The following is a 1,601-nucleotide window of genomic DNA, read 5'->3' as shown; positions in this document are numbered from 1 at the left end:
TGCTCTGAATGACCGCTTCGGAAATACACTCCGCTGGAATGGGGCTAAATTCTTCTTTTACATGCTTCGTTTTCATCAGCGTAGACAGAATGCGGAGACTCCTGCGGGGACAGCACGTGTCCGAAGACCCCGCAGCGGTGCCTTTTCCGCAAGGAGGCTGAGGCCGTGCCCGCGGAAAGCGAAGCATTTTGTCGGAGCGGCCATACTTCCACCTTACAAGACAAGTGCCTGAAATAATAAAATAAATTGGATATTTAGCGCTAATCTACCATAAAAAAACCGAACGATGGTGAAATCCTATCATAAGAATTTTACCATTGTTCGGTTTTTAGAATGGCTAAAACACTTTTGTCCCAGCCCCTTCTTTATTATGATGATGAACTTGTATATCGTGCTTCTTTTTCTTCACGTCGTTCTTGTTTTGCTACTTTAAGGAACTTATTTGTTTCTGCAGCTACAACTCCAGAAAGAAGGAGGAGGCCAATCAAGTTAGGGAAGGCCATTAGACCGTTCATAACATCAGCAAATTTCCATACAGTATCCAACTTCGCCACTGCACCAACAAGAACAAAAAGGACGAAGACGATCTTATAAATGCCAAGGCCTTTCTGTCCTGTCAGGTAACCGAAGCATTTCTCTCCATAGTAGGACCATCCAACAATGGTAGAGAAGGCGAAAAAGATCAGCCCGATCGTTACAATATAGGCTCCAATATCACCCAGGAAAATTTCAAAGGAACGAGAAGTAAGGTCTGCGCCATCCAAACCGCCTTTGTATTGACCAGCCATAACAATCGTCACACCAGTCATTGTACATACGATAATCGTATCAATGAATACTTGAGTCATAGAAACCAGCGCTTGCCGGCCTGCATAATCCGTTTTAGCAGCAGCAGCTGCGATAGGTGCAGAACCTAGTCCAGCTTCGTTCGAGAACACTCCTCTTGCTACACCGTATCGGATAACTGTACCTAACAAACCTCCACCAAGAGCGCTTGCCGTAAAAGCATCATTGAAGATTGTACCAAGCGCTGGCAGCACCATGTTGCCATTCATAATGATTATAATTAAGGCTCCTATGACATAAAAAATAGCCATGATTGGTACAAAGTAAGCCGTTACTCTCCCGATGCTCTTGATTCCTCCCAATAGGACAAGTCCTGCAGCTGCAGTCAAGATAATACCTGTCACCCAAGTTGGGACGCTGAAGGTCGTCTCCATCACATCAGAGACAGAATTGGACTGAACCATGTTTCCGATACCGAAAGCTGCAACAGCACCAAATATGGCGAAAAGGACACCTAAGGGTTTACCAAGCCATTTTGTCTTAAGGCCGCGCGATAGATAATACATCGGTCCACCGGCCATTTCTCCATTATGATCCGTGATTCGGTATTTAACAGCTAAGACAGCTTCTGCATACTTTGTAGCCATTCCGAACACAGCTGTGATCCACATCCAGAATACAGCTCCCGGTCCGCCAAGGACAACTGCGGTAGCAACACCTGCGATATTCCCCGTCCCAATCGTTGCAGCTAAGGCTGTAGTGAGAGCCTGATAATGAGAGATATCCCCCTTTTCTTTCTTGTTTTTCTTCTTACT

At 45.4% G+C, this 1,601-nt stretch carries 2 protein-coding genes; one reads left to right on the top strand and one right to left on the bottom strand.

The features are described from left to right. Window positions 1-232 (top strand): hypothetical protein (locus LD39_RS23585; protein ID WP_231572570.1); only part of this gene is annotated, 232 nt, incomplete at its 5' end. 136 nt (window positions 233-368) lie between these two features. On the opposite strand, the gene LD39_RS12165 is transcribed toward LD39_RS23585, so the two are convergent. Then, window positions 369-1,601: sodium:alanine symporter family protein (locus tag LD39_RS12165; protein ID WP_035546894.1), on the bottom strand; the 1,233-nt coding region annotated here is incomplete at its 5' end.

It is taken from the genome of Halobacillus sp. BBL2006 (assembly GCF_000786645.1).
In the GTDB taxonomy this organism is placed as follows: Bacteria; Bacillota; Bacilli; order Bacillales; family Halobacillaceae; genus Halobacillus.
The sequence above is the reverse complement of the archived record's forward strand: the minus strand, read 5'-3'. Positions and strand labels throughout refer to the sequence as shown.